The following is a 2,208-nucleotide window of genomic DNA, read 5'->3' on the forward strand; positions in this document are numbered from 1 at the left end:
TGTCGGCGACGGCTGAAAAGTGGACCAGTAGCGACGCTTGAAAGTTGACCCCCTCCAAGGGGTCTGGCTCGTTGAGTCAGACCGGGAGGAGTGGTGATCAGCGTGGAGGACTGGGCGGAGATCCGTCGGCTTCACCGGGCCGAGCAGATGCCGGTGAGGGCGATCGCGAGGAAGCTGGGGATCTCGAGGAACACCGTTCGCAGGGCCATCGCGGACGACGCACCGCCGAAGTACCAGCGGGCGCCGAAGGGCTCGATCGTGGACGCGGTCGAACCGCAGATCCGCGAGCTGCTCGAGCAGTGGCCCGAGATGCCGGCGACGGTGATCGCCGAGCGGATCGGCTGGGACCGGGGCCTGACCGTGCTCAAAGACCGCATTCGGGACCTGCGGCCGGCCTACCGGCCTGCGGATCCGGCCTCGCGGACGGTCTATGAGCCGGGCGAGATCGGCCAGTGCGACCTGTGGTTCCCGCCCGCCGACATCCCACTCGGCTTCGGCCAGGTGGGGCGGCCGCCGGTGCTGGTGATGGTCGCGGGCTACTCGCGGTGGATCACCGCACGGATGCTGCCCTCCAGGTCGGCCGCCGACCTGATCGCCGGGCACTGGCGGCTGCTGACCGAGCTGGGAGCCGTCCCGCGGGTGCTGGTCTGGGACAACGAGGGAGCCGTCGGCTCATGGCGGTCCGGCGGCCCCCAACTCACCGACGAATTCGCCGCGTTCGCCGGTCTGCTGGGCATCAAGTTCCTGCTCTGCAAGCCACGCGATCCAGAGGCCAAGGGTCTGGTCGAGCGGGCCAACGGCTATCTGGAGACGTCGTTTCTGCCCGGGCGGGTGTTCACCTCGCCGGCGGACTTCAACATCCAGCTCGCCGACTGGCTGACCAGGGCCAACCGGCGCATCCACCGCACCTTGCAGGCCCGTCCGTCGGACCGGCTGGAGGCCGACCGCTCTCGCATGCTCGCCCTGCCGCCGATCGCCCCTCCGGGCTGGTGGAAGGCATCGCTGCGGCTGCCGCGGGATCACTATGTCCGCCTGGACACCTGCGACTACTCGGTCCATCCGCTGGCCGTCGGCCGCCGCATCGAGGTCGCCGCGGACCTGGACCAGGTCCTGGTGACCTGCGACGGCGTCGAGGTCGCCCGTCATGCCCGCAGCTGGGCCCGCCATCAGACCATCACCGACCCCGATCACGCGGCGGCTGCCGCTGCCGCCCGCAAGGCGGCCGTCGACAAGAAGGCGGCACCGACGATGACCACGGAAGTCGAAGAGCGGTCGCTGGATACCTATGACCGGATCTTCGGTGTCATCGACGGCGGCCTCAGCACCGGCGAGGGAGTCGCGTGATGGCCGCCAAGCAGACGGCGAACAGCCGTGACGTCTCCTCCGAACTCGTCTATCTGACCAAGGCGTTGAAGGCCCCGGCCCTGCGGGATGCGGCCACCCGGCTCGCCGAACGGGCCCGTGACGAGGGCTGGAGCCACGAGGAGTATCTGGCGGCCTGCCTGCAGCGGGAGGTCGCCGCCCGCGATTCGCATGGCGCCGAGGGACGCGTCCGGGCGGCCCGCTTCCCCTCCCGCAAGTCACTGGAGGACTTCGACTTCGATCACCAGCGGTCTGTGAAACGCGAGGTCATCGCTCACCTGGGGACGCTGGATTTCGTCGTCGGCAAGGAGAACGTCATCTTCCTCGGGCCGCCCGGCACCGGCAAGACCCACCTGGCCACCGGGCTCGGCATCCGGGCCTGCCAGGCCGGCCACCGGGTGGCCTTCGCCACCGCCGCCCAGTGGGTGGCCCGCCTGGCCGAAGCACACCAAGTGGGCAGGCTCAGTGACGAGTTGACCCGGTTGGGCCGGATCCCGCTGATCATCGTGGACGAGGTCGGCTACATCCCCTTCGAACCCGAGGCGGCGAACCTCTTCTTCCAGTTCATCTCGGGCCGCTACGAACGGGCATCGGTGATCGTGACCAGCAACAAACCCTTCGGCCGCTGGGGCGAGGTCTTCAGCGACGACACTGTCGCCGCCGCCATGATCGACCGCCTCGTTCACCACGCCGAAGTCATCTCACTCAAGGGCGACAGCTACCGCATGCGCGGCCGCGACCTCGGACGGGTTCCCGCAGCCAACACCGGGGAATGACCAACATCAACAGACGTAGGGGGTCACTTTTCGTCCGTCGGCAGTGGCTCACAATTCAGCCGTCGCCGAC

The 2,208-nt window shown here is 68.8% G+C and carries 2 protein-coding genes; both read left to right on the forward strand.

Annotation, left to right across the window (positions count from 1 at the left end):
• Positions 1-93 precede the first annotated feature (93 nt).
• Positions 94-1,344 (forward strand): IS21 family transposase, encoded by a 1,251-nt coding sequence (istA, locus tag M878_RS91100; RefSeq protein WP_023549753.1) that lies wholly within the window; start codon positions 94-96, stop codon positions 1,342-1,344.
• The gene (gene istB, locus M878_RS91105; RefSeq protein WP_023549754.1) at positions 1,344-2,138 is read left to right on the forward strand and encodes an IS21-like element helper ATPase IstB; all 795 of its coding nucleotides are present in this window, start codon (positions 1,344-1,346) and stop codon (positions 2,136-2,138) included. The genes istA and istB overlap by 1 nt, the downstream gene beginning before the upstream one ends.
• The last annotated feature ends 70 nt before the right edge of the window (positions 2,139-2,208 follow it).

This window comes from Streptomyces roseochromogenus subsp. oscitans DS 12.976 (assembly GCF_000497445.1).
Taxonomy (GTDB): domain Bacteria; phylum Actinomycetota; class Actinomycetes; order Streptomycetales; family Streptomycetaceae; genus Streptomyces; species Streptomyces oscitans.